Source organism: Micromonospora sp. U56 (assembly GCF_018070095.1).
In the GTDB taxonomy this organism is placed as follows: Bacteria; Actinomycetota; Actinomycetes; order Mycobacteriales; family Micromonosporaceae; genus Micromonospora; species Micromonospora purpureochromogenes.
The window spans coordinates 1-1,445 of record NZ_JAGPYL010000251.1; the positions used below are offsets into that span (position 1 = coordinate 1).

1 protein-coding gene and 1 pseudogene are annotated in these 1,445 nt (G+C 67.5%); both read right to left on the reverse strand.

The window, feature by feature from the left end:
- Nucleotides 1–275: pseudogene (locus KBX37_RS33815) on the reverse strand (hypothetical protein); the annotation flags it as partial.
- 153 nt (nucleotides 276–428) lie between these two features.
- Nucleotides 429–1,445: tyrosine-type recombinase/integrase (locus KBX37_RS33820; RefSeq protein ID WP_247659508.1), on the reverse strand; the 1,017-nt coding region annotated here is incomplete at its 5' end.

The following is a 1,445-nucleotide window of genomic DNA, read 5'->3' on the forward strand; positions in this document are numbered from 1 at the left end:
TCGTCAACGGGCACGGCGCCGGCTGCGGGCGCCTCGTCGGGTACGGCGATGGGGGGCGTGGCTATCGCCTGCCGCTGGCCGGCGGCGGGCGCGATCGCCCTCAAGAGCAGGTCCAGGTCGACCGCGGGGATCTGGCCCGCGGTCAGCCCGTCCCCCTGTCCGGCGCGTACCACCAGTTCGGTGATGCGCGGGGTGGTGTCGTTTACCTCGACCTTCAGGGTTGTGGTCGCTCGGCTGGGATCCTCTGCGGCGATTGTGATGGTGTAGGAACTCATCGAATCATGGCCTCCAATGTGGATATCGGTTGTCGCCTCATGTGAGACGTCCGGCATCGCGGCAGGAACTTCGCCTGTTCACCGATTGGTGTTGGTGAAGAAAGTACCGCAGGCCCTGATCTGCTATTTCAACCCATCACCCAGGTCGGTCGCTCAGGCGGTACGGCGCCCCTTGTTCTTGATTCTGTCGGCGACGGCGGTTGCGGCTTCGTGGTGCAGCCGCTTGACGACGCTTTGGTAGGTGTCTCGGGTGAGTGTGGTGGTGGAGTGGCCGAGTTGGTCGGAGACGACTTTGATGTCGATGCCGGCGTCGAGGGCGAGGGTGGCGGCGCCGTGGCGCAGGTCGTGCAGTCGGATGGGTGGCAGCCGGGCTTGTTTGACGAGGCGGCGGAAGCGTTGGGTGACGGCGTTGGGGTGCCATGGGTTGCCGTCGGGTCGGACAGAGAACAGTCCCGTGTCGGGCCAGTCTTTCCGGCGGCGAGGCGCCAGGCGGCGCGGCGGGCCTTGTATGCGGTGAGGACGGCGACGGTGTCGGGGTCGAGGATGACCTCGCGGTTGCCGGCGTCGCTCTTGAGCCGCTTCTGGCGGGTCTCGTAGCCGTGGGTGGCGATCTGGTTGACGATGCTGACCTCGCCTCTGCCGACGCGGACTTCGGCGTCGAGGAGTCCGCATGCTTCGCCGCGACGGGGTCCGCGGTAGGCCATGAGGTGCAGCAGGGGTGCAGGTCCGGGGTGTGCTCGGCGGCGTAGTCCAGGAACTGGATGAGAAGGTCGTCGGTCCAGACCATGACCGGGCGGGGACCTTACCGGTGGCCTTCCACCTGGCGACGCGTTCCGGTTCCCACACGATCGGTTTGGCCCGAGCGTTGGGGGTCTTGACGAGGGTGGCGGGGTTCGTGACGCCGCTGACCACCTCTCGGGCGAGGGCGTCGTTGAACGCCTTGCGCAGGCTGGCGCGGATGCGGGAGATGGTGGCGGGTCCGGTGGGTCGCATCCCTCGGACGCTGGCGCGGGTGTCGGGGTCGGGGCTGGCTTTCGCGGTGGCGATGTCGGCGTTGCGTTGCTTGATCTTGTCGATGAGGTCCTCGATGTGGTGGGGGCGCAGTTTGTCCAGGACGACGTCGCCGAGGTGGGGGATGAGGTGCACGCGGACGTGGGATTCGTAGCCGCG